Annotated in this window: 28 protein-coding genes; 15 read left to right on the forward strand and 13 right to left on the reverse strand. The window is 59.5% G+C overall.

Features of this window, described 5'->3' with window-relative positions; translation table 11 throughout:
* Nucleotides 1–5: 5 nt before the first annotated feature.
* On the reverse strand, nucleotides 6–995 hold the full coding sequence (locus tag KIK84_RS08945) for a magnesium and cobalt transport protein CorA (protein WP_214122714.1): 990 nt from the start codon (nucleotides 993–995) through the stop codon (nucleotides 6–8).
* 322 nt (nucleotides 996–1,317) lie between these two features.
* Here KIK84_RS08945 and hpf point away from each other — a divergent pair, with 322 nt between their 5' ends.
* From hpf to hprK, 3 genes are all read left to right on the forward strand, one after another.
* Entirely contained in the window at nucleotides 1,318–1,650 is a 333-nt protein-coding gene (gene hpf / locus KIK84_RS08950) for a ribosome hibernation-promoting factor, HPF/YfiA family (RefSeq protein ID WP_214122715.1), read from the forward strand.
* A gap of 75 nt (nucleotides 1,651–1,725) precedes the next feature.
* On the forward strand, nucleotides 1,726–2,196 hold the full coding sequence (locus KIK84_RS08955; RefSeq protein WP_214122716.1) for a PTS sugar transporter subunit IIA: 471 nt from the start codon (nucleotides 1,726–1,728) through the stop codon (nucleotides 2,194–2,196).
* 18 nt (nucleotides 2,197–2,214) lie between these two features.
* The gene (hprK, locus tag KIK84_RS08960; protein WP_214122717.1) at nucleotides 2,215–3,165 is read left to right on the forward strand and encodes an HPr(Ser) kinase/phosphatase; all 951 of its coding nucleotides are present in this window, start codon (nucleotides 2,215–2,217) and stop codon (nucleotides 3,163–3,165) included.
* A 23-nt stretch (nucleotides 3,166–3,188) separates the two neighbouring features.
* On the opposite strand, the gene fur is transcribed toward hprK, so the two are convergent.
* On the reverse strand, nucleotides 3,189–3,626 hold the full coding sequence (gene fur, locus KIK84_RS08965; RefSeq protein ID WP_214122718.1) for a ferric iron uptake transcriptional regulator: 438 nt from the start codon (nucleotides 3,624–3,626) through the stop codon (nucleotides 3,189–3,191).
* A gap of 74 nt (nucleotides 3,627–3,700) precedes the next feature.
* On the opposite strand from fur, the gene KIK84_RS08970 reads away from it, so the two are divergent.
* Genes KIK84_RS08970 through KIK84_RS08985 form a run of 4 tightly spaced genes read left to right on the forward strand, consistent with a single transcriptional unit; the run spans nucleotide 3,701 to nucleotide 6,198 of the window.
* Entirely contained in the window at nucleotides 3,701–4,240 is a 540-nt protein-coding gene (locus KIK84_RS08970; RefSeq protein ID WP_214122719.1) for an outer membrane protein assembly factor BamE, read from the forward strand.
* A 12-nt stretch (nucleotides 4,241–4,252) separates the two neighbouring features.
* Complete coding sequence (gene dapB / locus KIK84_RS08975; RefSeq protein WP_214122720.1) at nucleotides 4,253–5,062, forward strand: 4-hydroxy-tetrahydrodipicolinate reductase; 810 nt, start codon at nucleotides 4,253–4,255, stop codon at nucleotides 5,060–5,062.
* 11 nt (nucleotides 5,063–5,073) lie between these two features.
* Nucleotides 5,074–5,766, forward strand: a complete 693-nt coding sequence (locus KIK84_RS08980; RefSeq protein ID WP_214122721.1) for a MotA/TolQ/ExbB proton channel family protein — start codon at nucleotides 5,074–5,076, stop codon at nucleotides 5,764–5,766.
* 3 nt (nucleotides 5,767–5,769) lie between these two features.
* On the forward strand, nucleotides 5,770–6,198 hold the full coding sequence (locus tag KIK84_RS08985) for an ExbD/TolR family protein (protein ID WP_214122722.1): 429 nt from the start codon (nucleotides 5,770–5,772) through the stop codon (nucleotides 6,196–6,198).
* Here KIK84_RS08985 and KIK84_RS08990 read toward each other — a convergent pair.
* Both KIK84_RS08990 and KIK84_RS08995 read right to left on the reverse strand, forming a co-directional pair.
* Nucleotides 6,114–7,598: an aminotransferase-like domain-containing protein gene (locus KIK84_RS08990; RefSeq protein WP_214122723.1), complete on the reverse strand. Its 1,485-nt coding sequence runs from the start codon at nucleotides 7,596–7,598 to the stop codon at nucleotides 6,114–6,116. The genes KIK84_RS08985 and KIK84_RS08990 overlap by 85 nt on opposite strands.
* A 23-nt stretch (nucleotides 7,599–7,621) precedes the next feature.
* Nucleotides 7,622–8,245 (reverse strand): LysE family translocator, encoded by a 624-nt coding sequence (locus KIK84_RS08995; RefSeq protein ID WP_214122724.1) that lies wholly within the window; start codon nucleotides 8,243–8,245, stop codon nucleotides 7,622–7,624.
* A gap of 160 nt (nucleotides 8,246–8,405) precedes the next feature.
* Between KIK84_RS08995 and leuS the strand changes: the two genes are divergently transcribed.
* The 3 genes from leuS to holA are packed head-to-tail and all read left to right on the forward strand — an operon-like array spanning nucleotide 8,406 to nucleotide 12,820.
* Nucleotides 8,406–11,126 carry a leucine--tRNA ligase gene (leuS, locus tag KIK84_RS09000; RefSeq protein WP_214122725.1) on the forward strand — a complete coding sequence of 907 codons (2,721 nt, stop codon included), beginning with the start codon at nucleotides 8,406–8,408 and terminating at the stop codon, nucleotides 11,124–11,126.
* A gap of 2 nt (nucleotides 11,127–11,128) precedes the next feature.
* Nucleotides 11,129–11,710: an LPS-assembly lipoprotein LptE gene (locus tag KIK84_RS09005; protein ID WP_214122726.1), complete on the forward strand. Its 582-nt coding sequence runs from the start codon at nucleotides 11,129–11,131 to the stop codon at nucleotides 11,708–11,710.
* Between the two features lie 24 nt (nucleotides 11,711–11,734).
* Nucleotides 11,735–12,820: a DNA polymerase III subunit delta gene (gene holA / locus KIK84_RS09010; RefSeq protein WP_214122727.1), complete on the forward strand. Its 1,086-nt coding sequence runs from the start codon at nucleotides 11,735–11,737 to the stop codon at nucleotides 12,818–12,820.
* A 19-nt stretch (nucleotides 12,821–12,839) separates the two neighbouring features.
* On the opposite strand, the gene KIK84_RS09015 is transcribed toward holA, so the two are convergent.
* The 6 genes from KIK84_RS09015 to KIK84_RS09040 are packed head-to-tail and all read right to left on the reverse strand — an operon-like array spanning nucleotide 12,840 to nucleotide 20,382.
* On the reverse strand, nucleotides 12,840–13,877 hold the full coding sequence (locus KIK84_RS09015; protein WP_214122728.1) for an alpha/beta fold hydrolase: 1,038 nt from the start codon (nucleotides 13,875–13,877) through the stop codon (nucleotides 12,840–12,842).
* A 16-nt stretch (nucleotides 13,878–13,893) separates the two neighbouring features.
* A complete protein-coding gene (locus KIK84_RS09020) occupies nucleotides 13,894–14,991 on the reverse strand; it encodes a hypothetical protein (protein ID WP_214122729.1) in 1,098 nt (365 codons plus the stop codon).
* Complete coding sequence (locus tag KIK84_RS09025) at nucleotides 14,988–17,246, reverse strand: FAD-binding protein (RefSeq protein ID WP_214122730.1); 2,259 nt, start codon at nucleotides 17,244–17,246, stop codon at nucleotides 14,988–14,990. Before KIK84_RS09025 ends, KIK84_RS09020 begins: the two co-directional genes overlap by 4 nt.
* 36 nt (nucleotides 17,247–17,282) lie before the next feature.
* Nucleotides 17,283–17,639 carry a DUF805 domain-containing protein gene (locus KIK84_RS09030; protein WP_214122731.1) on the reverse strand — a complete coding sequence of 119 codons (357 nt, stop codon included), beginning with the start codon at nucleotides 17,637–17,639 and terminating at the stop codon, nucleotides 17,283–17,285.
* Complete coding sequence (locus KIK84_RS09035; protein ID WP_214122732.1) at nucleotides 17,639–19,549, reverse strand: MFS transporter; 1,911 nt, start codon at nucleotides 19,547–19,549, stop codon at nucleotides 17,639–17,641. The genes KIK84_RS09030 and KIK84_RS09035 overlap by 1 nt, the downstream gene beginning before the upstream one ends.
* Nucleotides 19,546–20,382: a hypothetical protein gene (locus tag KIK84_RS09040; protein WP_214122733.1), complete on the reverse strand. Its 837-nt coding sequence runs from the start codon at nucleotides 20,380–20,382 to the stop codon at nucleotides 19,546–19,548. Before KIK84_RS09040 ends, KIK84_RS09035 begins: the two co-directional genes overlap by 4 nt.
* Nucleotides 20,383–20,496: 114 nt before the next feature.
* On the opposite strand from KIK84_RS09040, the gene KIK84_RS09045 reads away from it, so the two are divergent.
* The 4 genes from KIK84_RS09045 to creC are packed head-to-tail and all read left to right on the forward strand — an operon-like array spanning nucleotide 20,497 to nucleotide 24,042.
* Nucleotides 20,497–21,228, forward strand: coding sequence for a helix-turn-helix domain-containing protein (locus KIK84_RS09045; protein WP_214122734.1), 732 nt, complete (start codon nucleotides 20,497–20,499; stop codon nucleotides 21,226–21,228).
* A 40-nt stretch (nucleotides 21,229–21,268) separates the two neighbouring features.
* Entirely contained in the window at nucleotides 21,269–21,829 is a 561-nt protein-coding gene (locus KIK84_RS09050) for a hypothetical protein (protein WP_214122735.1), read from the forward strand.
* 21 nt (nucleotides 21,830–21,850) lie between these two features.
* Nucleotides 21,851–22,597 (forward strand): two-component system response regulator CreB, encoded by a 747-nt coding sequence (gene creB / locus KIK84_RS09055; protein ID WP_214122736.1) that lies wholly within the window; start codon nucleotides 21,851–21,853, stop codon nucleotides 22,595–22,597.
* Nucleotides 22,594–24,042 carry a two-component system sensor histidine kinase CreC gene (gene creC / locus KIK84_RS09060; protein WP_214122737.1) on the forward strand — a complete coding sequence of 483 codons (1,449 nt, stop codon included), beginning with the start codon at nucleotides 22,594–22,596 and terminating at the stop codon, nucleotides 24,040–24,042. The genes creB and creC overlap by 4 nt, the downstream gene beginning before the upstream one ends.
* Before the next feature lie 13 nt (nucleotides 24,043–24,055).
* Here creC and KIK84_RS09065 read toward each other — a convergent pair whose 3' ends face one another.
* Both KIK84_RS09065 and KIK84_RS09070 read right to left on the reverse strand, forming a co-directional pair.
* Nucleotides 24,056–24,343 (reverse strand): type II toxin-antitoxin system RelE/ParE family toxin, encoded by a 288-nt coding sequence (locus KIK84_RS09065; RefSeq protein ID WP_214122738.1) that lies wholly within the window; start codon nucleotides 24,341–24,343, stop codon nucleotides 24,056–24,058.
* A 6-nt stretch (nucleotides 24,344–24,349) separates the two neighbouring features.
* Nucleotides 24,350–24,568: a TA system antitoxin ParD family protein gene (locus KIK84_RS09070; protein WP_214122739.1), complete on the reverse strand. Its 219-nt coding sequence runs from the start codon at nucleotides 24,566–24,568 to the stop codon at nucleotides 24,350–24,352.
* A 213-nt stretch (nucleotides 24,569–24,781) separates the two neighbouring features.
* Between KIK84_RS09070 and KIK84_RS16915 the strand changes: the two genes are divergently transcribed.
* On the forward strand, nucleotides 24,782–25,024 hold the full coding sequence (locus KIK84_RS16915; RefSeq protein WP_349815924.1) for an ATP-binding protein: 243 nt from the start codon (nucleotides 24,782–24,784) through the stop codon (nucleotides 25,022–25,024).
* Nucleotides 25,025–25,103: 79 nt separating this feature from the next.
* Here KIK84_RS16915 and KIK84_RS09075 read toward each other — a convergent pair whose 3' ends face one another.
* The gene (locus KIK84_RS09075; protein WP_214122740.1) at nucleotides 25,104–26,972 is read right to left on the reverse strand and encodes an ATP-dependent nuclease; all 1,869 of its coding nucleotides are present in this window, start codon (nucleotides 26,970–26,972) and stop codon (nucleotides 25,104–25,106) included.
* Between the last annotated feature and the right edge of the window lie 19 nt (nucleotides 26,973–26,991).

Here is a 26,991-nt window from a genome sequence, read left to right on the forward strand (position 1 = left end):
TCCCATCAGCGTAGCCAGCCGCGCTTGTAGAAGTACCACATCGGTACCAGCGCGCTGGCCACCATCATGGCCACCGTGTAGGGGTAGCTCCAGCCGCCCAAAAATTCCAACTCGGGAAACTTCAGGTTCATGCCATACACGCTGGCCACCAGCGTCGGCGGCAGCAGGGCCACGCTGGCCACCGAGAAAATCTTGATGATCTTGTTCTGGTTGATATTGATGAAGCCCACGGTGGCATCCATCAAGAAATTGATCTTGTCGAACAAGAACGCGGTGTGCGAGTCCAGCGAGTCGATGTCACGCAGAATTTGGCGGGCTTCTTCAAACTGCTCAGTGCTGAGCATTTTGGAGCGCATCATGAAGCTCACTGCACGGCGTGTGTCCATCACGTTGCGGCGGATGCGGCCACTCATGTCTTCATGGCGGGCAATGGCCGCGAGCGCTTCGCCCGCAATCGCGTCGGTCACGTTGCCCGAGAGCACTTTCTTGCTCACCTTGTCCAAATCATCGTAAATGCCTTCCAAGGTGTCGGCCGAATATTCGGCATCGGCATCGAACAGCTTGAGCAGCACGTCCTTGGCATCTTCCAGCAAGCCCGGTGCGCGGCGTGCGCGCATGCGCAGCAGGCGAAATACCGGCACATCCTCGTCGTGGATGGAGAACAGCACCCCCTTGCTGCGCAGGTTGGGGTTGGTCATGTTCAGAATAAAGGCCACGCGCACGGTGTGCGGCTCATCGTTGTCGGCAATCAAAAAGTCGCCACGGATGTGCACATCGCCGTTGTCCTCGGCGTAAAAGCGGGCCGATTCCTCAATGTCCTCGTCCATCACATCGTCGGGAATGGACAGGCCGTAATACTGCTTAACCCAGCGTTTTTCTTCGGGTGTGGGGGACTCCAAGTCCACCCAGATTGGGCTGAAACGGGACAAGTCTTCCAAGGATTCGATTTCCTCTTGGAAGAGACGGCCGTTGGCCAATGTAAAGATGTTGAGCATGGCTCACTCCTGAATCATGGTGTCTGCAAAGCGGCGAGTGGGGTTGGGGCTGCTTTCAACCCCAGGCAGACCAGGAGCTGAAAGCTACCGACTAGGGTAGGTTTCCAAGGAGCTTTCTCCAGTTACATCGAAGCCGCCATTATTGCACTTGGAGCGATGTGCAAAGGCGTTTCATCTGGTGGATTTGCACTCTCTCTGCGATTAACCAGAGATGTTGCAGTGCCATACAAAAAATCGTTGCCCGGCGGCCCAAAACGGGTGCATAGTGGGGCTGCAGGCAATGGCTTGCACCGTAGTTAAACGAGCGTTTTTGGAGGTATGTATGAACCTGACAATCAGCGGACACCACCTGGAAGTAACTCCTGCACTGCGCAGCTATGTCACTTCCAAACTGGACCGCATCATTCGCCATTTCGACCAAGTGGTGGATGTCAAGGTACTGCTTACAGTAGAGAAACAAAAGGAGAAGGAGAAACGCCAACGCGCTGAGTGCACTATTCACGTCAAAGGCAGTGACGTGTTTGCCGAGAGCGCACACGAGGACTTGTATGCCGCCATCGATGAGCTGGTGGATAAGCTGGACCGCCAAATCGTGCGCCACAAGGACAAGTTGCAAGACCATCACCATGCTGCGCCCAAGCGCATGATTGCTTGATCACAGCCGCTTATCGTGCTGCTACGACCGCCCTTAGCAGGGCGGTTTTTTTCTGTGCATAATCGCGCCCACACCATGAACCGCCTAGCTTCCATCCTTTCCGACACCCAGGTACTCGCACAGGTTGACGTGACGAGTAAAAAGCGCGCTTTTGAGGAAGTGGGCTTGCTGTTTGAAAACCTCCACGGCTTGAGCCGTGCGTTGGTGACGGACAGCTTGTTCTCCCGGGAGCGATTGGGCTCTACCGGCTTGGGCCACGGAGTGGCTATTCCCCACGGTCGAATCAAAGGGTTGAAGTCGCCCATGGCGGCTGTGTTCCAGTTGGCCAGCCCGATAGGCTTTGATGCGCCCGATGATGCCCCCGTGCGGTTGATGATTTTTTTGCTGGTGCCAGAGGCCGCTACGCAAAAGCACCTAGAAATTTTGTCGGAAATTGCCGAATTGCTCAGCGACGGTCAGTTGCGTGAGCAACTTATCAACAGCAACGATTCAGCAAACCTCTACGAACAAATTTGCGCTTGGCAACCCGCCCAAGCGCGTGTCTGACACAGAGCTACCGCCTCCATGAAAGCCGCCGTAGTCAGCGCAGATGCCCTGTTTGAAGAGTTTCGGGGCTATTTGCGCTGGGAATGGATTGCGGGTTTGGGGGCCTCAGAGCGCCGGTTTGATGAAGTAGCCATCAAGGCTGCTCGCTCCAGTGCGGATTTGGTGGGGTATCTCAATTACATCCACCCCTACCGTGTGCAAGTGCTGGGCGAACGTGAAATTGCTTACCTAGGCAATGCCACAGCAGAAGACGCCGCACGGCGCATCTCCCGCATTGTCACCTTGGAACCGCCAGCTATTGTTTTGGCAGATGGCCAGCCAGCGCCAGAAGCCTTGGTGTCCATGTGCGAACGGGCGCAAATCCCCATGTTCGCAACCAAAGAGTCCTCGGCTTTTGTCATCGACATCTTGCGTGCCTATTTGTCCAAGCACTTTGCCGATCGCATTTCCATGCACGGCGTGTTCATGGATATTTTGGGCTTGGGTGTACTCATCACCGGTGAATCGGGCTTGGGCAAGAGCGAGCTAGGCTTGGAGTTGATTTCACGCGGTAACGGCTTGGTGGCTGACGACGCAGTGGACTTGTTTCGCATCAATCAAACCACTATTGAGGGCCGCTGCCCAGAGCTCTTGCAGAATCTGCTGGAAGTGCGTGGCATTGGTTTGCTCGATATTCGAGCCATTTTTGGCGAAACCGCGGTACGCCGCAAAATGCGCCTCAAACTCATCGTCCATTTGGTGCGCAAAGAGACCTTGGAGCGTGAATACGAGCGCTTGCCCTACGAGCCGCTGACCCAAGACATTTTGGGTGTTCCTGTGCGCAAGGTGGTGATCCAAGTGGTTGCAGGCCGCAACATTGCGGTGCTGGTAGAGGCGGCGGTGCGCAACACCATTTTGCAGTTGCGCGGCATCGATACCTACCAAGAATTTGTCGAGCGCCACCGCCGCGCTATGGAAAAAGGCCTCTGACGAGGCCTTTTTTGTGGGGGCGTTTATTCGTTGCTTTTGTTGCGGTGCTCGCACTTGCCGCCGCGCGTACAGTGGGCGTACAGGCTCAATGCGTGATCGGCAATGGCAAAACCACGCGTTTTGGCGACGGCTTGCTGGCGTTTTTCAATCTCGGCGTCGTAGAACTCTTCCACTCGGCCACAGTCTAAGCAGACCAAGTGGTCGTGGTGCTGGCCTTCGTTGAGCTCGTACACCGCCTTACCACTCTCGAAGTGGTTGCGACTCAGAATACCTGCTTGTTCAAATTGCATCAGCACCCGGTACACCGTGGCCAAGCCAATATCCGAGCGCTCGTCGAGCAAGACGCGAAAAACATCTTCGGCCGTCATGTGGCGTTGTGAACCACGCTGAAAAACCTCCAGTATTTTCAGGCGGGGGACGGTGGCTTTGAGGCCGGTGCTTTTGAGTTCTTGAATGCTCATGGTAATTCTTTGCTGGCTAAGGGCTTGGGGGCTGCTCGGTACAATGGAACAATCATATCCTCTGGATTTCAGACATGCAGCTTCTTCGCAATGCTTCACTCGTGGCCTGTGCCGTGGCACTGGTGGCCTGCGCCTCGGTAAAAGACCAAGCCCTAGACCTGAGCAAACGCGTGGAGCCCTACCGCATCGACGTGGTGCAGGGCAATGTGGTCACGCGTGAACAACTCGCCGCTGTGCAAGTGGGCATGACCCGCAACAACGTGCAAGACATTCTGGGCAGTCCTTTGCTCACCAGCGTATTCCACGGTAATCGCTGGGACTATGTGTTTACCTTTCGCCGCCAAGGTGCACCTGAGCAATCGCGCCGTGTAACGGTGTGGTTCAAGGGGGACAAAGTAGACAGCATCGATGCCGACGCCTTGCCCAGCGAAAACGACTTTGTAGCCACTCTCAAGTCGCTGCAGGTCAAAGGGCCACTGCCTGAGCTCACAGCGCCATCGGACAAGCTGCCAGCTCGCAATACCGAGCCAAGCAACACCACTAGCACCAGCAGTACCGACACTGTTGCCGCCCCCAGCAAGGCCTATCCGCCGCTGGAACCTGTTTCCCAATAAAGGAGTTTTTTCATGACCCACCGCATCGCTATTGCCGGTGCGTCCGGCCGCATGGGCCGTATGCTGATTGAGGCTGTCATGGCCACCGATGATTGCAGTTTGGCTGGCGCTTTGGGCTTGCCTGGTTCGTCTGAAATTGGCCAAGACGCTTCCGCCTTTACGGGCCAAGCCAGTGGTGTGTTGGTTCAGTCAGATGTGCGTGCAGGTCTGCAAGGCGCGCAAGCCTTGATCGACTTCACCCGTCCTGAAGGCACGCTGGCGCACTTGGAGGTGTGCCGTGCGCTGGGTGTAGCCGTGGTCATTGGCACCACTGGCTTCACCCCCGAGCAAAAGGCGCAGATCGAAGAATACGCCAAGCACATCCCCATCATGATGGCTCCCAACATGAGCGTGGGCGTGAACGTCACGCTCAAGCTGTTGCAAATGGCTGCCAAGGCGCTGTCCACAGGCTACGACATCGAAATCATTGAAGCGCACCACCGCCACAAGGTGGATGCGCCATCGGGCACTGCGCTCAAAATGGGTGAAGTGATAGCCGAGGCCATTGGCCGCGACCTGAAAGAGTGCGCCGTCTACGCCCGCGAAGGCGTGACGGGTGAGCGCGATCCATCGTCCATCGGTTTTGCCACCATCCGTGGTGGTGACATCGTGGGCGACCACACCGTGCTCTTTGCCGGTACCGGTGAGCGCATCGAGATCAGCCACAAATCAAGCAGCCGCGCCACCTACGCCCAAGGCAGCTTGCGCGCCGTGCGTTTCTTGGCCGACAAGAAAAGCGGGCTGTACGACATGTTCGACGTACTGGGCTTGCCCAAAAACTAAAGGCCCGCACCATGCCCACCTCCTTGCTGCACGGCGACGCCCTGAGCTGGGTGGTGGCTTTGCTGCTGTTGCTGGCCTCCATTTCCAGCTGGTTCCTGATTGTCTGGAAGGCATGGACGCTGTGGCAGGTAGAGCGCGGTCTGCGCCGCAGTACAGCCGCGTTTTGGCTGGCCGCCGATTGGGCCAGCGCTGAGCGCGCCGCTCAGTTGTGGGATGGCGAGCTGGTATTCACACCATTGCTACAGGCCCTGCAGTTGGGCCATGTCCAGCAGCTCGGTGGACAAGCCGATGCCACTGTGCAGCGCACGCGCCAGTTGCGCAATGCCTTGACAGCGGTGCAGCAGCGCCTGCGCTGGGGGCAAACGTGGTTGGCCACTGTGGCCACCACCGCGCCCTTTGTTGGCTTGCTGGGCACCGTCTGGGGCATCTACCACGCGCTGCTGGGCTTGTCCGGCGGGCAGGTGCAGGGCATTGGCCAAGTGGCAGGCCCGGTGGGCGAGGCACTCATCATGACGGCGTTTGGCTTGCTGGTGGCCATTCCTGCTGCACTGGGCTACAACTTGCTGGGCCGTTGGGTGGCGCAGCTAGAGAGCACCCTTGATGGCTTGGCCCATGACCTGTTGGCTTGGGCACCATCTGCCAACATGGCACAAACAACGCAAACACCACAAACGGCAACAGATACTGCCGTGGACAAGGCATAAGCCATGGCTTTGGGGCGTTTTAGTAGCCAAGCCAAAGAGGGGGCTGCTCCCCCTGCGCTGAGCGACATCAACATGACGCCCTTGATTGACGTGATGTTGGTGTTATTGGTGATATTTTTGGTCACAGCGCCCCTCATGCTCAGCAGCTTGCGGCTGCAGTTGCCCCGCACCGATGCGGTGGCATCGACGGCCAGCAACCCGGTGCTGCGCGTGGAGTTGGACGCGCAAGGTCGCCTGTGGCTGAACCAGCGCGCCACTACTTTGGCCGATTTGCAGCAGGCCATGCAAGCCGCTGCGGGCAGCGATGCCAACACCGAAGTGCAATTGCACGCCGATGCCAGCGTGGCCTATGGCCGCGTGGCCGAAGTGATGGGCTTGGCCAATAAGTCGGGTTTGAGCCGCATCGGATTCGTCGCGGTACGCAAGCCCTGAGCCAATAGCGCAAAACGCGCTTGCAAATACTGGCTCAACTGCGGATGCTGGCTAAACGCCACATTGAAGCGGATGTGCCGATCAAACGCATGGCTGCTGGAAAAAGCCGATCCTTTGGCCAGCACGATGTGGTTGCTGTAAGCGTCTTGCAGCAGCACATCCATGTCCACCCCGTCGGGCACCCGTCCCCACAAAAAAATGCCCCCAGCGCCCGGGTGGTCTAGGGCAATGCCTGCCTCTTGCAGCAGCCGGGTGCTGTGCACACGGGCTTTGTGTATGCGTGTCTGCAAGCGTGCCAAGTGTTTGCGCCAGCGTCCGGCGGCCAGCACTTCCAGCATCACGTATTCGTTCAGCGCCCCGCATGTCATGACCGAGCAGATTTTTTCCCGCAGCAGGGCTTTGAGTAGCGCAGGCTCTGCGGCCAGATAGCCCAAACGCACGCTGGGGCTGAGCGCCTTGCAAAAGCTCGAGTAGTAGATCACCCCTTCCAAACCCGCCAAACTGGCTAGGCGCGGCGTGTGCCCGGCATAAAAATGCCCATGCACGTCGTCCTCTGCCAGCAGCAGTTGGTGTTGGCGTGCCAGTACCAGCAGTTGGTGCAAGTTGGCTGCGCTGCTGCTCCAGCCAGTTGGGTTGTGCAGTGCGGTTTGCACAAACAGCAGGCGCGGGCGGTGCTCTATACAGGCCGCTTGCAGTTGTTCCACATCCAGTCCGTCGGGCGTGCGGCGGATGGGGATGGGGCGCAGGCCTTGCTGGCGCAGCCGCTCCAGCATCAAAAAATAACCGGGGTCTTCCACCAGCACCGCATCACCCGCTTGGGCAAAGGTGCGGCAGATCAGGTCGATGGAGTGGGTAGCGCCATAGGTGGTCATGATGCGGCCAGCGTCCACGGGCACACCTGTGTCGCGCAGCAGGCTGGCAATGTGCTCTCGCAGCTCCAGCAGGCCCTGCGGTGGGCAGCGCGAGGCCATGCCGGCAGGGCTTCTGGCCAGTGCACGCTGCACGGTGGTGGCTGGTATGGCATCGGCCAACCACGCAGGCGGGAGCACCCCACTGCTGGCCAGCAGCATGCCCGGGCGCAGGTCATTGGCTTGTTGGGCCAGCCACACGCCGTCTTGCATGTCGCCGGCTTCCAGCACGCTGGCATCGCCATCGTGTGGGGGCTGCTGCGCACGCACAAAATACCCTGCCGTGCCACGCGATTCGATCAAACCCAGCGCCATCAGGCGGTCGTAGGCCAGCACCACGGTGTTGGGGCTCACGGCCAACTGCCCTGCCAATTGGCGAATGGAAGGCAAGCGGCTCGCTGCGGGCAACAGCCCGCCCTGCACCAACTGGCGCAAACGCTGCTCTATCTGGTCACTGAGCGGCGTGGTGGATTGGCGGTCTATGGCAATCATGGGGCCAGCTTAGCGCATTGCTTTCACCACCAAAAGCCTATGGCCAACCACACCAGCAAGGCGGCCATAAGCGCATTGAACCAGCGTTGCTTGCGCGGCTCTTGCAGTTGTTGGCGCAGCAAGGTACCAAACAAGGCCCAGACCGATGTACAAGGAAAGCCAACCGCAAAACCCAAGCTGCTTAGCAGCAAGGTGGCTGGTAGCAGCCCCATGTCACTGGGAGTGAATACGGTAGCAACTGTGACCGCGCGCACCCAGCTCTTGGGGTTGATGGCCTGAAAGCCCAAGCCCTGCCAAAACGACAAGGGTTGCACCGCCCGGCCTGCCTGCAGCGTAGCCCGGCTTAATTGGTAGGCCAAATAGAGCAAATACAGCGTGCCACCCACGCGCAGCCCCGTTTGCAGCCAGGGGTAGAGCACAAAAAGCTGCCCCAGCCCCAAGCAGCACAGCAGGGTGAGCAAGGCCACCCCTGTGCAGTTGCCCAGTATTTGGGGCACGGCACGGCGATAGCCAAATTGCGCCCCGGTGTTGGTCAGTAGCACATTGTTGGGGCCGGGCGTGATGGACATGACCATGCAGTACGTGAGAAAAGGCAGCAGGGCCGAGGCCGTGACAAGGGTGCTAGACAGGGGCGGGAGTGTGGGCATGATAGTGTTCCAAGCAGGGGAAAAGGACACGATCCCTACCTTAAAACCGCAGGCCGCCAGTACCAAGATGCACGCAAGCGCTGTCTGCACTGCACTGTATCAGCGTGCTTGCAGGTACAACGGCGGGCGGCACAGAGGCCGCACCCCCTAAAATCGCGGGATGCAAGACAAATACCAGCACACCGACGTCGAAAAAGCAGCCCACGCGCACTGGGCACAGCCTTTGTGGAATGGTCGCAGCGCCTACCGCGTGACCGAAGACCAGAGCAAGAACAAGTTCTACGCCTGCTCCATGCTGCCCTACCCCTCGGGCAAGCTGCACATGGGCCACGTGCGCAACTACACCATCAACGACATGCTCACGCGCTACCTGCGCATGAAGGGCTACAACGTTCTCATGCCCATGGGCTGGGACGCGTTTGGTCTGCCTGCTGAAAACGCCGCACTCAAGAACAAAGTACCGCCAGCGAAGTGGACGTACGAGAACATCGCCTACATGAAAGGCCAGATGCAGGCCATGGGCTTGGCCATCGACTGGAGCCGCGAAGTCGCGACCTGCCAGCCCGAGTACTACAAGTGGAACCAGTGGTTGTTCCTCAAGATGCTGGAAAAAGGCATTGCCTACCGCAAGACCCAGGTGGTGAACTGGGACCCGGTGGACCAAACCGTGCTGGCCAACGAGCAGGTGATCGATGGCCGCGGCTGGCGCACCGGCGCGCTGGTGGAAAAGCGCGAGATTCCCGGCTACTACCTCAAGATCACCGACTACGCGCAAGAACTGCTCGACCACGTGCAAGTGGGCAACGACAAAGCCACCCTCCACGGCTGGCCTGAGCGCGTGCGCCTGATGCAAGAAAACTGGATCGGCAAGAGCGAAGGCGTGCGCTTTGCGTTCAAGCACGACATCCAAGGTGCCGATGGCGAGTTGATTCAGGGCGGCAAGCTCTATGTGTTCACCACCCGTGCCGACACCATCATGGGCGTGACCTTCTGCGCCGTAGCGCCCGAGCACCCGCTGGCTGCCCACGCGGCTGCCAGCAACCCTGCGCTGGCAGCCTTCATCGACGAATGCAAGACCGGCGGCACCACCGAGGCCGAGCTGGCCACGCAAGAGAAGAAGGGCCAACCCACGGGCTTGTACGTCACCCATCCGCTGACAGGCGGCAAGGTGCAGGTGTGGGTGGGCAACTACGTGCTCATGGGCTATGGCGACGGCGCAGTGATGGGCGTGCCCGCGCATGACGAGCGCGACTTTGCGTTTGCGCTGAAGTACGGTATTGAGATCAAGCAGGTCGTCGCAGTGGAAGGCGAAACCTTCTCGTTGCAAGGCTGGGCTGATTGGTATGGCGACAAGCAGCGCGCGGTGACAGTGAACTCCGGCAAATACGATGGTTTGGCCTACAAGGATGCGGTCGATGCCGTAGCAGCCGACTTGGCCGCCCAAGGCCTAGGCGAGAAGAAAACCACCTGGCGCTTGCGCGACTGGGGCATTAGCCGCCAGCGCTACTGGGGCACGCCTATCCCCATCATCCACTGCGAGGAGCACGGCGCCGTGCCGGTGCCTGAGAAAGACCTGCCCGTGGTGCTGCCCGAGGACTGCGTGCCCGATGGCAGCGGCAACCCGCTGGTCAAGCACGAAGGCTTCCACGCCGGTGTGGTTTGCCCCGTGTGCGGCAAACCTGCGCGCCGCGAGACCGACACCATGGACACGTTTGTGGACTCTAGCTGGTACTACATGCGCTACTGCGACCCGACCAACGCGGACGCGATGGTGGCCGATGGTGCCCAGTACTGGATGCCCATGGACCAGTACATCGGCGGGATTGAGCACGCCATCCTGCACTTGCTGTACGCCCGTTTCTGGACCAAGGTGATGCGCGACTTGGGGCTGGTGAAGGTGGACGAGCCGTTCCAGAAGTTGCTCACCCAGGGCATGGTGCTCAACCACATCTACAGCCGCCGCACCGCCAAGGGCGGCAAGGAATACTTCTGGCCGCACGACGTGGAGCATGTGCTGGACGCTGGCGGCAAGATTGTCGGTGCCAAGCTCAAGAACGCGGTGGACAGTGCCGATGGTCTGCTGCCCGTGGGCACGGCCATCGACTACGAGGGCGTAGGCACCATGTCCAAGTCCAAGAACAACGGCGTCGATCCGCAGGTGCTGATCGAGCAGTACGGTGCCGACACCGCGCGCCTGTACACCATGTTCGCCGCACCGCCCGAGGCTACGCTGGAGTGGAACGATGCCGCCGTGGAAGGCAGCTACCGTTTCCTGCGCCGTGTATGGAACTTTGGCCACAAACTGTCTGCTATGGATTTTGTAGCGGCTCAAGCAAGCGTGGCGGGCGCTACAAGCCTGAATGATGTGCAGTTTGGCCAAGAGGCCAAGGCCTTGCGTTTCGAGGTGCACAGCATCTTGAAGCAGATCGACTTTGACTACCAGCGCATGCAATACAACACCGTGGTGTCCGGTGCCATGAAGCTGCTCAACGCGCTCGAAGGCTTCAAGGCCACCGACAGTGCGGGTGCTGAAGTAGTGCTGATCGAGGGCTTTGGCATCCTGTTGCGCTGCCTCTACCCCGCCACCCCGCACCTGAGCCACGCACTGTGGTCGGAGCTGGGCTACGCCGGTTCGTTGGGCGACATTCTGGATGCCGCTTGGCCACAAGTGGATGCGCAAGCCCTGGTGCAAGACGAGATCGAGTTGGTGCTGCAAATCAACGGCAAGCTGCGCGGCGCTGTGCGCGTGAGCGCCGATGCCGATAAGGCCACCATCGAAGCCGCTGCCTTGGCCCACGCCAGTGTGGTGGCGCAGGCCAACGGCGCTGCCCCCAAGAAGGTGGTGGTGGTGCCGGGTCGCTTGGTCAACGTGGTGCTGTGAGCATGAAGGCCGTGCAGCACCCCGCTCCCGATGCGACCCGCCAGCATCCCTCTGGTTCAGGCCGCGTGCGCCGTGCGTGGGTCACACGCCTGTGCATGCTGGTGGCAGTGCCCGTGGTGCTGCAACTGGCAGGCTGCGGTTTTGCACTGCGCAAAGAGCAGACCTATGCGTTTGACACAGTGGGTCTCAACCCTGCTAGCAGTGCTTTGGCGCAAGAACTGGCTGTGTACCTCAAGTCACGGGTGCGGCCCGTTGTGGCCGGGGCCGACAAGCCGCAGGCCACCATCGATATCCTGACCGAGGATCAAAACCAAACCGTGGTGGGAACCACTTCGACGGGGTTGGTGCGCGAGTATTTGCTGCAGCTCGATGTGCGTTTTCAGCTGCGCAACGACAAAGGGCAGGTGGTGCTTGGCCCACTCAAGCTCTGGCAGCAGCGCTACATGAGCTATTCGGAAACCACTGCCGGGGCCAAGGGGGAAGAGGCCAACTTGCTGTTCAAAGAAATGCGGCAAGACATAGCGCAACAAATTCTCTACCGCTTGGCTGCTGTTCACACGCTGAACGTGGTCGATCCGGACTGACCCGCTTTTTCGCCCAGCCAGCGTATGCAAATTGCAGCCAACCAGCTAGCGCGGCACTTGCAAGGAGGGGTGCGCCCCTTGTACGTGCTGCATGGTGACGAAGCCTTGCTGCAGCAAGAAGCCGCGGACGCCATCCGCCAAGCGGCCCGCGCCCAAGGCTATACCGAGCGCACCGTGCACACCGTGGCGGGTGCCCACTTTGACTGGAGTCCGGTGCTGGCCGCAGGCGGTTCGCTCAGCCTGTTTGCCGACAAGCAGATCGTGGAGATCCGCATTCCCAGCGGCAAGCCCGGCAAAGACGGCAGCGTGGCTCTGCAGCAGGTGGCCCAAGACGCTGTGGGCAACGACAGCACCCTCACCGTGGTGGTGCTGCCGCGCTTGGACAAAGCCACCAAGAGCACGGCATGGTTTGTGGCGCTGGAGCAAAACGGCGCCAGCATCCAGCTCGACACGCTGGAGCGCGCTGCCTTGCCCAACTGGATTGCCCAGCGTTTGGGTGCCCAAGGCCAGCGCGTGGAAGCGGGTGAGGCTGGGCAGCACACGCTGCAGTTCTTTGCCGACCGGGTGGAGGGCAACTTGTTGGCCGCGCACCAAGAGATCCAGAAGCTGGCTTTGCTCTACCCCCCTGATCAGCACCCGGTACTGACGTACGAACAAGTAGAACAAGCGGTGCTCAATGTGGCACGCTACGACGTCTTCAAGCTCAGCGACGCGGTGCTGGCAGGCCAGCTGGCACGGGTGCAGCGCATGCTCGACGGGCTGCAAGCCGAAGGTGAGGCCGAGGTGTTGGTGCACTACACACTGGCCGAAGACATCCGTGCCTTGCAGCGCGTCAAGCTGGCTTTGCAAAGCGGCAAGCCCATGCCCATGGCCTTGCGCGAGAACCGCATATGGGGCAACAAAGAGCGTTTGTTCGAGCGCCTGTTACCGCGCTTGGAGGCTAGCCAAGTGAGCCAGTGGCTGCAAGCGGCGCACGCAGTCGATGGCATCGTCAAAGGACTCAAGCGTCCCGATTGGCCACTCGATGGCTGGCAAGCCCTGCACCAACTGGCGCAGCAGGTGTGCCAAGCCTGCGCACAGGCTTTGCAGGGCAAAGCACAGCGCAGCTAAGACCCACCAGTCCCCAGCGCTAGTCAGTAGCCATGGCGCGCTGGGTGACAAGCCACGCTTGCAGGCGTTGGTTGAACAGCGCCACATCTTCAATCTGGGGAATATGGCCAACGCCCTGCAGTACATCCAAGGTGCTGTGCGGTACTAAGCGGTGCAGTGTTTGGGCTTGCTCCAGCGGTGTGACGCTATCCAAGGCCCCCCACATGATGTGCAGCGGCATGCGAAGGCGCTGCCACTGCTGCGCTTGTTGGCTGGCGTTGCCATGGTCGTCAAAGGCGAATTGGTAGGCCCAATCGCCCAAACTGGCGCTGTATTGGCGCACCCGAAATGGCTGTTGGTAAATAGCGGTTCGCTCCGGGGTAACGACCTCGGTGCGGGCGACAAATTGGCTCAGCCAGTAGCTGCTCAGACTGGGTTGCAGAACCACGCTGGCCACCATGGCGCTGCGCAAAGAGCGTAGCGCCAGCAGCGTTTGCGCAGCGCTCCCAGACGCTGGTTTGCTCGGTGCTGGTGGGCTTTCTTGCAGTCCCAAAGCGGCATCGACCAATACCAAGGCGCGGACCTGCTCGGGTGCGCGCATCGCCAACTCGGCCGCAGGGCCTCCACCATACGAATGCCCCAGCACGATGGCGGGTGGCAACTGCAAATGGCGCAGCAGTGCGGCCAAGCGCTGGGCCTGCGCTGGGCGTGAATAGTCGCGGTTAGCGGGTCGCGTGCTAAAGCCAAAAGGTGGTAAATCCACTGCGATGACGCGGTAGCCCGCTTGCACCATGGCGCTGGTGTTGCTCACCCAGGTGCCACTCCATGCCCCGGTGCCGTGCACCAGCAGCATGGGCGGGTCTTGGGGATTGCCGAACTCTTGCACGTACACATCGACATCATGGGCGGCAACCCAGCGTCCTGGTGGTGCCGCTTGCTGGGGCGTTTGGTCTTCGCGCCAGAGCGTGCCAGCCCAAGCGATCAAGAACAACTCCAGCACTAGCCACAGCAGCAGAGCGAGGCTGTAGCCGAGCCAGCGCCAAGGCTGGGTGGTGAGGTACGAGCCGATGCTGCGCATAGCCTGTGCTCCCGCTTCAGTAGTCAAAAATGTGCTCGACAGGCACCCTCGCTGCTTGCCACTGCCGCAGGTGCTGGCTGAGGGATGCAACGGGCACCATCAACGCCACCCGTTGCCCTTGATTACCCGTGATGATGGGTTGGCTGAACAAGGTCTGCACATCCGCTGGTGCCTGCCAAGTGCGTGGCACCAAGAGGCTGACCAAAATGCTGCCGTTGTTGCCGGCAATGCGCTCTAGCTGCACGCCGTGCTGTGCCAAGTACTGGGCGTAGTGGGTAAAGGCTTCGTAACGCGGAACCGTCAGCAGGGTTTGGCCATCGTCCCAGCGTTGCAGTACCTGAACGTCGGGCCACTGTGGGTCTGCTGCCGGCAGCGTGCCTCGGGCAATCACGGCGGTGGTGGGCAAGGGAGCGTCGTACACGCTGTGCGTACCCAGTGTGATGAGCTGGGCGTAGAGCATTTTCACGGTGTACTCGGTGCTCAGTGCGAATTTGCGCTCCCACTTGCGCAAGGGGGCGTCACCCCACCAACCCGTCTGGCTCCACAGGCGCTGCAGCGGTGCTGCAAAGTCAAACTCGTACCAAGGCCGCACCCGAATGAAGTCCACGTACTCTTGGGCCACTTGGGCACCTAGGCGATCCTCTGCCGTTGCGTTGCTGGCGGTGCTTTCGGTCAGACGCCCCACCAGGCTCTCGTAGGCGCTGCGAATAGCGTATTCCACCGTGGTGCTAACCCCAATGACCATGATCATCAGGTGATAGCCTGGGTTGGGTGCCATGTCGCGGCGCTGGCTTTCGCGCGTGACGCTGGCGTAGCTCCCCCACAACTGCCCGATATGTCCCCACCAAGGGAACTGGCTCGGGGCGTTGGCGGCAGTCCACTGCGCGAATTCGTTGGGGCTAAAGACCAAAAACCACTCCGGAAAGGTCAACAGCGTTTGCTCTGCGCCGCGCACATGCTCGGCAGGTGTGCTGCCCACCGCAAGTGCTTGGGTAGGGGCTTGGGGTGGTGCGCTTGGGGTGCTTTGGGCGGCGCAGAGCGAAGTCCACAGCAGGCTGAACAGGCTCAAACAGCCAACCCACAGCCATGGGCGAAAGCGGTGCAATGGTGTCATGCTGCAGCTCCTGTTTGGGTGCTGGTTTTGCAAAACAGCAGCAGCACGTTGTCCGACGGATCATTGGCCTGCACCAAACGCATGCCTTGGTCGTGCAGGCCGTGCGCTGCCAAATAGTCCACCCACTGGGCCACACTGCGGAAATGCCGCAGTTCTTGCGCATTGGTTTCCCAGCTTTCGCCCAGCCCGGCGTTGAAAACGGCGTGGATCAGCGACACGAAGGTGTGCATGGCCGGATCGCGCACATCGTGCTCGCGCAGCACAAACAAACCACCTGGGCGCAAGACCCGCACGATGGAGCGGACAAAGGGATCGAGTTTGTCCAATGGGCAGTGGTGCAGGCCGATGTAGCAGGTCACCATGTCCACACTGGCATCGGCAATGTGCACTGGCAGGGGCTCGTACTGGGCCATGGGGACGTACTGCCCTATGCGGCGCAACCCACCGCGCTCGGCAATGTCCACGGGCGAGTTGGTAATGGCTTGCTCGTTGACCAAATACACCGGCCCACGGATCGCCAACTGTTGGCGCAGCGTGCTGATGTAGCGCCCTGTGGTTCCCAGTTCTAAGTAGCCATTGATCTCCTTGCGTGGCCCCAGCAGCGCCAAGGTTTGTCGCGCCATTTCGCGTTTTTGCTTGAACAGGGCTGGCAAGGCCAAGCGCACATCGGCCAAAAAGGGCTTGAGCTGTGCTTGTTCGCGCTGTAAGCGGCGGTAAATGGCCTCGTCGTTGCCCAGTTCACCCGTGAGTTTTTTGATCAGTGTGTGGTAGCGATCTTCGGGGTAGAGGCGGTAGATGTTTTGCAAAAACAAATACAGCTTGTCGTGCCACAGGGTATCGTCCAGCACGCGGTGGAACTCCCCATCGCCTGTGGCGGCGGGCTGGCTCGGTGGCGAATCGGGGGCACCCACTGTGGGGGCGTAGTACTTGTCCCACAACACGTTGCGCAAGCGAAATGCCGGGTCGTACTGTCGCTTGAGGGCAAACAGTGCCTGCGCTCCGGGATATGCGGAATGGAATTGGGCATGCGTGGCATGGGGTTGGTAAGGCAGGTAGTAGGTGCCCCCGCAGCGCAGTACCGCATCAATGAGTTCGCGCGTCCATACGCCCACCCGGTTGATGGCGTTGTCGCGCGTGCGCTGCTTGTAATAGAGCACAAAGGCAAAGGTCTCGCCACGGGCCCAAGCCATCAAGGCACCGCTGTCGGCCAGGGCATGCCGGATAGAGATGTTCAGCACATTGACCCGGTGGCGTTGCAGTATCTCGGCCATCAGTGGCACAAATGCGTCGAACTGGTCTACGGGCACAAAGTACTCTTGCAGCACATAGGTGGTGTGGTGGCGCGAGATGGGTTCTAGCTCGGCGGCGTCATAACTGGCCTCGAAGTTGCGCCAGTGCACTTTTTTGCGCAGGAATAGCAGTGGGTCGATGATGTGCTCACGCCGCCACTTGCCCAGTGGAGTCTCCGTGATGGCCCACAGAAAGTAGCGTTCCAGCGGGTAGTCACGCCCGCCGCTGTGCAAACGGCGGGGCTCCGTGACGGGCTCGTCGGTATGCACCCACGTCACCGCATGCACCTTGTTGTAATGTGGTGGGTACAGGTCAGCGTTGTGGAATACCGCTTCGCGCTGCGGCCGCACCATTTGTTTGAAGTAGGCCAAGTAGTCGGCTGTGCGCAGCGTGCGGTGGGTACGCAGTACTTTCACGTTGTCGGCCAACTCCAACTCGGCTTCCACGATGATGCCCAAGCCACCATAGCCACCCACCACGCCGTAAAACAGCGCGCTGTTGTGGCTGGGTGAGGCGTCTTCAATGCGGCCATCGGCCATGACCAAGCGGATGTGGCGCACAGACAAAATCACCGGCCCCAAACCCATGTAGCGGCCATGCACGTTCACACTCAGTGAGCCGCCCACCGTGAAGTTGGCGTAGGTTTGCATGATCTTGACGGACAGGTCATGTGGATCGATGAAGCGCTGGATATCGCACCACCGAATACCCGCTTGCACGCGGATGGTTTTGCTCTGGGGTGAGAAAGAAATCACTTGGTTCAGGTGCCGCATGTCGATGTGCAAGCTGCCGGGGCTGGCGGTTTGCCCACCCATGCTGAAGTGCCCGCCACCCACCGATATAGCCCCGTTGGCGCGCTGCACGGCCTGCACCACCTCGTCCACGCTGCGTGGTTGGCTAATGGCCCACACCGGCACAGGGTTGAGGCGGGTGACATCGTTCACGATCAAAGTAGAAGTGCTCATGCTCATCTCCTGGCGCTTATCGCTGCTTATTACTGTCTATTGCACGGTCAAAAAATCGCCGTGCTGGGCCTGTGGATTGGGCCCCCAGCGATTGCTTTGTGCATCGCCTTGGCGGCAGGCCAGTTGCCAGAGCAGCCACAGCGCCCCTCCTACCGGAACCACCACCACGGCCAGCCACCAGCCGCTGTAGTGGCGGTCGTGCAAGCGTCGGGCGCACAGGCAAACCAATACCCACACAACAGGGGCATTGATCAGCCATGTAGTCCAGCCATTGACGGGGATGGCAAGCCCTTCCCACAGGGCATAAAACAGTCCCCACAGCAGGGCGCTCTGCAGCCAAAAACCACCGCGTGACAGGCGTCCTTTCGCACTCAAAAACTGTCTCATCATCATCATTGCTCCTTGTGCATCAATTGGTCGATTTGCTGGCGCAGCGTGGGCAGCGTCAGCCCTTGGGGTACTAGGGCAGCACCCACTTGCAAATTCACCCGGTTGAGCCATCCGCGGCGCAGGGGTTTGACCATGGCGGTGGGGTTGCTGCCAACCAGCTCGATGCGGCTGAAGAACGATCCCCACAAGCCCTGCAAAGCCATGGGAATGACAGGTGCAGGGTGGCTCTCGATGATCTTCATGATGCCGCCTTTGAATTCCTGCATATGCCCATCGCGGGTAATGCCTCCCTCGGGAAATATGGCCAACAAATCCCCTTGCTCCAGCACCCGCTGGGCCGCTGCAAAAGCCGCTTCATAGGCCTGCGGGTCTTCGCTGCGCGGGGCAATCGGTATGGCCTTGAGCAAGCGAAACAGCCAGCCCAGCACCGGGGTTTTGAAGATGCGGTGATCCATCACAAAGTAAATGGGGCGGGGGCTGGCCCCCATCAGCAGCACTGGGTCTACAAAGCTCACATGGCTGCAGGCCAAGACCGCTGCGCCCGTGGCGGGTATGTGCTCTTGGCCACGCACCGCAAAGCGGTACACGCAGTGCGAGAGCACCCAGGCCAAAAACCGCAGCAGGTATTCCGGCACCAGCAAGAAGATGTAGGTGGCCACCACCGCATTGGCCAAGCCCACCCACAAGAAGACTTGCGACACGCTGAACTGCAGCGACAGCAGCAAGCCGGCTAAGAGCGAGCTGGCGATCATGAACAAGGCATTGAGGATGTTGTTGGCTGCGATGATGCGGGCGCGGTGTGTGGCAGGGCTGCGCATTTGGATCAAGGCATACATGGGCACGCTGTACAAGCCCGCGCACAGGCTGAGCAGCAGCAAATCGACCAGCACACGCCAGTGGGCATGCACCGCCAAAAACGCTGTCACATCCATGGTGGGGGCTGGTGGCAATTGGCTGGCCGCCCAGTACAAGTCGATAGAGAACACGCTCATGCCGATTGCCCCCAGAGGCACCAAGCCAATCTCCACTTGGTGGCGGCTAAGTTTCTCGCACAGCAAAGAGCCCGTGCCAATACCCAGTGAAAACACCACCAAAAGCAGCGATGCCACTTGCTCGTTGCCGTGCAGAACGTCTTTGGCAAAGCTGGGGAACTGGCTCAGAAATACCGCGCCAAAGAACCACATCCAGCTAATGCCCAGCAGCGAGCGAAACACGGACAGCTGGCTGCGCGCCACTTGCAAGTTGCGCCATGTCTCACTGATGGGGTTCCAGTTGATGCGCAGGTTGGGGTCAGTCGCGGTCATCTGCGGCACAGCCTGCACGCACAAGCGGCCCAGCACGGCCAAGGCCAAGCAGGCCCACGCCACCCACTGGGCACCCACTTCGGGCATGGCGATGAGCAAGCCCCCCGCCACATTGCCCAACAAGATGGCCACAAAAGTGCCCATTTCCACCAGCCCATTGCCGCCGGTGAGTTCGTGCTGCTGCAGCACTTCGGGCAGGTAGGCGTATTTCACCGGGCCAAACAGGGTGGAGTGCACCCCCATCAGCAGCACACACACCAACAACACCCCCACGCTGTGGCTGTAAAAGCCCCATGCCGCCAGCGCCATGAAGGCAATCTCCAAGTTTTTGATGGCGCGCATCATGGTGGCTTTGGGGTATTTGTCGCTCAGTTGCCCGCTGGTGGCACTGAGCAGCACAAAGGGCAAGATGAACAAGGCCCCAATGACCAAACCGGCCATGCTGGCGGGCAGCCAGTCCACGCTCATTTGGTAGGTGACCATGACGGTCAACGCAAACTTGAACAAGTTGTCATTGCACGCCCCCAAAAACTGGGTGCCAAAGAACGGGGCAAAGCGCCGCTGCGTGAGCAGGGCAAATTGACCAGAGCTGTGGGGTTGTTCGCTCATTGCGCAGTCTCCTTGAGGTGTCGGGCATTCTGCATGACGCTCTGCAGCGCCTGCACAACAGGCCATGCAGCGGCTGCAGCACACACGTGCTTGAGGGTGTGTCCAGCTACCCACCCATCCAGGGCATGCCACAGCAGATGGTCACCCCACTCGCACAGTTTGGCCAGCGTATAAGCCAGCACCACCCAGTGCCACGCCACACGCCAGCCTGCGCACTCTGCATGGCCGGGTGTGGGCTTGCATGCCAAGAGCAAGGCCACCATGCCACCGCCTTGCAGCAGCACCCACAGCAGCAAGTCGCCATGGGCGTACCACGACCACAGTGCAATGGCTCCCAGCAGCAGCGCACCGACGGCAACGCCATAGCCAGCGTGGGCTGCAGACAGTGCACTGCGACGGGGCCACCATTCATAAGCCCACAGACCCAGCAAGCCTGCAAAGGGCAGCACCATGCCCAAGCGATCGAGCAGCAGCCCTGCGTCGTTGGGCATCCAGTGGTAGTAGCCTGAACCCAGTGCGGTAGCCACCAAACCAGCAAAAAACAGCCCGCAACCATGCACCACAGGGCGTGCCAGCGCTGCGTGATGCTGCACCCTACGCAAGCACAGCAGGCCCCAAACGCCCATGATGGCAAAGGGCAGATTGCTCAACACATCGGCTATATGCGGTATGCCTAGCCAGGTGCGTTGGTCGGCAAACTGGTGGTAGTGCTCGTACTGCGGAAGCACCGGGGCACTGCGTGCGCCCAGCAGCAGCGCGAATGTCGCCAGCACTAGCAACGCCAACGGCGTCCAGTGGCTGGTGCGGGGTAAAGCGGGGTGTTTGAAGGGCATACCAATCCTTTCCTTATCAACAGCAGCACTGTGGGCGTGGATGCGCAAAAAAGGATTGTTTAAAGCTGCTAGATTGATTTTGGAATACGATGGGTATCAAAAAAGGATACTTTTATGGCCGCAGCCACCGAACTGGTACAGGCTTTGAAGCAGGAGCTCAAAGCCGCCCGCATGACCTACGCCGATCTGGCCCAGCAGCTTGGCATGGCCGAGAGCAGCGTCAAGCGCATGCTGGCCAAAGGCGATATGCCGCTGTCGCGCGTCGATGCCATTTGCCGTGTGCTGCGCTTGGATTTCGCCGATCTGGCCCGTCGCGTGGCCGACGCCCAGCCCTTGTTGCAACAACTTGGCCATGAGCAGGAAAAACTCTTGGTCACGGATCGCAAGCGTTTGCTCGTCGCCATCTGCGTGCTCAGCCAGTGGACCTTGGAGCAAATGTTGGCTACCTACCGCCTTACCGAGGCGGAGTGCGTGCAGCACCTCACGCAACTTGACCGCATTGGTGTCATTGAGTTGCGTCCACTCAATCGTTACCGCCTCAAGTTGGCCAAAACCTTTCGCTGGCGTCCCCATGGGCCTGTGATGGCGTATTTCCGCGAGCATGCTTTGCTGGACTATTACAGCGGCAGTTTCGATGGCCCTGCTGAGGGCTTGATGCTGGTGCATGGCAGCATCAGCCACAGTCTGGCACCCGCATTTTTGGAGCGCTTGCAGCGTGTAGCGCAAGACTATGCACAACAGCACTTGGCCGATCAGCGTTTACCCGAAGACGCCCGCAGCGGCTACACCCTGCTGCTGGGCATGCGCCGCTGGGTATTTTCGGAGTTTGCTGATCTCATGCGCTAGGCCTGATGACGCGATGGCCAATCCTCAGCACAATGGGGGTATGAGCCAAGCCAGTCTCCAGCGAGCTAGCGTTAGGATTAACCACATTACTATCCGTTTGCACTACTTGCATGACGGGCAGTGGCACATGGTGCGAGCGCAACGCTGGAACGCAACGGGTTTTTGCTTTTTCTACGACCAGCCTTTGCCACTGGGGCTGCTTCCATTCAAACGCAGCTTGCAGCATTTCGACGGTGAGCTGGTTTGGACTAGCGTGCAGCAAGACCCACTGCAAGTGTTGGAAATGCTGGTCAATGAACAAATTCACCAGTACGTCCAGTCGTTGCACGACCAGCCGGTACTGCAAGGGCGATTGCTCCAACTCGCGCGCGTGCATGGCATGGTCGATGACAAGCGGCGCGTATTGGCATCGTTGGGCGTCAAGGTGACAGAGCAACAGTGGCATCAGCAACTGGCCAATCGCATGGCCCAGCCTTTGTACCAGTCGGGTGTACATGTGCGCTCTGCTGTGTGGAAGGAGATCGTGCACGAAGCCAACAAGGTGGCTGGCGTGGTGCAGGACTTGGGTAACTGGCCCGGTTTCGGCGATAGCGCACAGTGAGCCTGGTACACAATCCAGTTCATGACTGCGAAACCCCGCATCCTCATTGTTGAAGACGAATCTGGCATTGCCGATACTTTGCAGTACGTGTTGTCTACCGACGGTTTTTCGCCCGTGTGGGCCAGTACCGCACACGATACCATAGCCCAGTTCAGTGCAGAGCCGCCAGCGCTGGTGGTGCTCGATGTCGGCCTGCCCGATCTCAACGGTTTTGAACTCTTTCGCCGCTTGCAAGGCCTGCCCGGTGGCAGCCACGTGCCCATGCTGTTCTTGACCGCTCGCAGCGATGAGATTGACCGTGTAGTGGGCTTGGAGTTGGGGGCGGATGACTACATCGCCAAACCCTTCTCCCCGCGCGAGCTAGTGGCGCGTGTGCGCACCATATTGCGCCGCAGTGCTCGTTTGGCCGCATCCAGCGCAACTGCAACCGTGCCAGCGGTGCCAACACCCGCTAGCAACCCCGCCATCTGGGCGCTTGATGAAGAGCGCTACCAAATCCGCTTTTACGGCAAGCTGCTGGAGCTATCCCGCTACGAATACGGCGTGCTGCGCCTGCTGGTGCAAAAGCCCGGCCGCGTCTACACCCGCGATGAACTGCTGCTGCAGGTCTGGGGTGGCGACAACGACAGCTTTGACCGCACGGTAGACGCCCACATCAAAACCCTGCGCGCCAAGCTCAAGGCCGTAGCACCCACGCTGGAGCCTATCCGCACCCTGCGCGGCACGGGCTATGCGCTGAACGAAGAACTGCCCGCCACTGCGGCATGAGCAAAAGAAGCCGCATCTTCTTAGGCTTGCTGCTCATCTACGCAGTGGGCATGGCCTTGGTGCTGTACCGCGTGGTGGCAGACCTAGACCCGCGCTACCGCGAGTCCGCCGAAGAGTCATTGGTCGAAACATCGCAAATACTGGCCAGTTTGGTCGAGCAAGACGAGCGCGATGGCGCCATCGACACGGCCCGACTGGACAGCCTCTTTAAGGCCAGTTACGCGCGCGAGTTCGACGTACAAATTTTCAACACCCGCAAAGCCCATGTCGAATTGCGCGTCTATGTCACCGACAAGCACGGCGCGGTGCTGTACGACTCTACAGGGCAGGCACAGGGGCAAGATTTTTCGCAATGGCGCGATGTTCGCCTCACCCTGCAAGGCGAATACGGAGCCCGCACCACGCTGGACATACCCGGCCACCCCGACTCTGCTGTCATGTACGTGGCCGCCCCCGTACGCAGTGCCACCAGTGGCGAGATCATCGGCAGCCTGACCGTGGGCAAGCCAGTGCAGAGTTTTGGCCAGTTTGTGGTGGCAGCACGCAGCCGCACGCTGTACGCGGGCCTTCTCTCCGTGCTGGCCGTGCTGGTGCTGGGTGTGACGGTTTCGGTATGGCTGGTGCGGCCCTTTGGCCTCACTGCCGACTTTGTGCGCTATGTGAAGGCCCAGCCGGGTTTTCACCCCGGCCGCCTGCTGCGCCGCGCCTGGGATTTGCTGCGCGCTGCGTTTGACGAAATGCGCGACGCCCTGGCCGGGCGCAACTACGTGGCCGACTATGTGCAGACCCTCACACATGAAGTGAAAAGCCCGCTGTCCGCCATCCGCGGCGCGGCCGAGCTGCTGCAAGAGCCCATGGAAGAAGCGCAACGCCAGCGCTTCCTTACCAACATCCAGCGCGAGACCCAGCGCATCCAAGAGATGGTGGACCGCATGATGGAGCTCACCGCACTGGAAACCCGCCGCGTGCTGGACAACGTGCAACCCGTGCCACTGCGCCCCCTGCTGGAAGAACTGGCCCATGCCAGCCAAGGCGTGGCCACGCAGCGTGGCATCCGCATCAGCGTGCAAGCCGAGGCCGACGCCACCGTGGAAGCCGACCCCTTCTTGCTGCGCCGCGCCGTGAGCAACCTGCTGGACAACGCCCTGGACTTCTCCCCCCAGGGCGGCACTATCGAACTTGGTTTGGCGCTAAATGGCCGCTGGGCCCAGATCAGCGTGCGCGACCAAGGGCCGGGCATTCCTGCGTACGCGCAAGACAAGGTGTTTGAGAAGTTCTATTCGCTCGCGCGGCCGCATTCGAAGAAGAAAAGCACGGGGCTGGGGCTGAGCTTTGTGAAAGAGATTGCTTCGCTGCACCGGGGGCGTATTGAATTAAGCAATCGGCCAGAGGCTGAAGGCACTGGCGCTGCTGCCACCCTGTGGCTGCGCACGCGTCAAGGCTAAGCCCGGCAGATACCTAGCGTTTCAGCTGCGTGTAGAAATTTTCATGCGGCCCCACGGCCAGCAGAACCAGCTCTGTGGGCTTTTTCTTGTCTGGCCGCAAGCTATACGCCAGCAAAGTTTCTTGCGCGTTCATTTTGAACTTGTAGACAAACACCTCAGCCAGATCGCCCCGCTTTTCTATGCCCAAGCTAAGGTCTGCAGCGACTGCCCGAATCGCCGCATCCAGCACCTTTTTGTCTTTGGCATGGAGCTTCTTGGCAATGCGTGTGAAAGACGGAGTGGCAACGACGTTCAAAGCCACAACGCATCAACCGAACTGATAGGGCTCAGCTTGCCCGGCCTTGGTTTCCTCCAGCGACAGCATGGTGTCCTGAATCATGCGCAGGGGCATGTCCGGGTTCTCCAGGACGCATTTGCCAATGCGAGCCCAGTATTCAATCTGCTTGGGCACTGACCGGTGCTCGGCCGCAGCAGTAGCCTTAGCGTCTTCTACCAATTCGTCCGATAACTTGAGTGCAACAGCCATTTGAAACTCCCATTGGATGGGGGTATTTTGCCGCAGAATGCAACCTTTTGCAACCAGGTATGGAATGGTCATTGAATTAAAGCCACTGAACTTAGTATCGGCAAGCCTTCGGGAACTACGGTGAACTGGCGAATGCAGGCTGACGGCATGTCAACTTGACGGCACCTTCGGTAGCGACCTGAGTGGAGCGGCTGCACGATGCACCTACCAAACATGAGAATCCCCTGCTATACGCAGGACAAGGTGTTTGAGAGGTTCTACTCACTGGCGCGACCGCACTCCAAAAAGAAAAGCACGGGGTTGGGGCTGAGCTTTGTGAAAGAGATTGCTTCTCTGCACCGGGGGAAGGTGGAGTTGGGAATACGCCAGAGGCGGAAGGCCCGGGTGCATGCGCGGTCCTTTGGTTGCCGCGAAGTGCAGAATAGCGTTTCAACTAGGTCCGCTTTGCGGCGATAACTGACTGTGATAGACCGCAGCAAATATGCCAACTCCGCCGCATAGCTGACATCCCTTTCTCTTGTAGTGCTGGCGTGGGCTACTGAGCTTGAAACCCCGGGAGTTTTTTGTGGACTACTGTATTTACATTCTCGTCAGCGCCAATGTCGAAAGGAAAAGACTCTCGCTTGAAGAGCGAGGAGGCGATATCAACCTTAATCCGAAGAGTCTTTTCGTCTGAGCAATTATTTAGGATGAAAACCCCGGCATGCGAACCAATAGTCGCTCTCGCGATTGCGTTCAATTGTTCATCAGTGGTATTCGGCGCCATCGTCAGAAAAGCGGCACTCAATGCAGCACCAAGCTTAGGGCGAAGTAGGAGGTCTTCATCGACGCGGTGATTTGGCGCAACGAGTGTTAGCGCTTTGAGTACGTCAGCATAGTTGCTCTCGAGGTCGCTTGGCTCTGAGGAGTCAAATTTTGCTGCCACTGCTGCCGCACGATCAGGTTTGCTCTTGTCTGATACTCCATCGTCGTAGTAGTTTTCGATCGCTCCGCGCGTGAGAAAAAAACATCCCAGTCTGGAGAGCGCTTCGAGAAGCACCAGATATCGAGTTCGTAGACCAGATGCATCTGCAACCGCAGATTCATCAAAAGAGTTTGGCTTCGTTAACAGGCGCGCAAGAGTAACCCGTCGAACGCTCGGCGACTTCGAACCACTGCTGGACCAGTCGTCGTACGCACTCGCGGCCGCGTCGACTGCAGTCTCGTGCTTAGTGATGAACTTCGACAAGTCAACGCGCAAGTCTCCGTCGAGGTCCGCGAGCGATGTTCGCCCGATACTTTGAGCAACCGATGATGCGTCTGGAAGGTCACTGAAGTCTCGGACCAGAGTGTTGTCATCTGCTAAAGCATCCAAATCTGCGAGTACGGCAACGTGCTTGCCCATCAATCGAAAGAGTTTCGCGACTTCCGGAAACTCGCCTTTACCTGTAACTGGGAGAATCTGTGCATTGCGAGCCAGAAGTCGTTGGTTCATGCGACTTGCGAGTTGTGACGCGATGATTTCGTCGCTGGGCCCCTCCACCAAAAGCACGCGCTCAGCGAATACCGCCATACGGTGGGTGGCGCTAAGTCGGGCCATCAGTGCTGAGAGCTTGGATCGTTTAAGTATCTCGTCGCTTGCATCGACTTGCGCGGGAGCTCGAAGAGCCGAACTAAAGAAAGCGATTGATGGCAACTCACTCAGTGAGCGGAACTGCATTAGAGCCGCCGAATGTGTTGCAATGACAATCAGTTTCTTACCTGGGTCGATAGGATCTCCCGCGACACGTTGCATCTCCTCAAGAACGAATGCCTGATGCTGAGGATGCAGTGATATTTCAGGCTCATCTATCAGAAGTGCGCCGATGTCATCATTGTGGATGGCGGCCAGTAGAGCAATCAGTTGGAGAACTCCACTTGCTTCATGGTTTGCCGCGTACGGGCTACCACCCAGCATCGGAGAAATCGCAACCGTCAGTCCAGCTTGCGACCAATTTAGTTCGATGCTTCGATCGAACAATTGTTGCAGTCGTGCCTCAACCTTAAGGCGTAAATCTGCTCTTTGATTAAGTGCTAGCAAGACACCGGTGATTGACTCCAGATTCCACCACTGACTTTGAAAGCCGATATGGCCAACGGCTGCATCCTCTAGGGGAATGTAGCTTGGATTGTCAACCGCCGATCGGAATCGCTCCATCGGACTGGTTCGCCCTGCTGCGAGTAAAAGGACCTTGCGTCCCGTATCCGAGATGCCCCGCACCGATGCAACGGCACTCTTGATCGCACGCAGTGCGCGTGTTTTGCCAGTACCGTTCGGGCCTACCAGAGTAGTCAGCCCTCGTTGAACGAAGACGGTACCCTGATTGGGGGACTGCCCAATCAAATTGATACTGACCTTCAAAGGCCAAGCCTGCTCAACTGACATGTAACCTCCCTTGTCTCTC

The sequence above is a fragment of the Curvibacter sp. CHRR-16 genome (assembly GCF_018474005.1).
Taxonomy (GTDB): Bacteria; Pseudomonadota; Gammaproteobacteria; order Burkholderiales; family Burkholderiaceae_C; genus Allorhodoferax.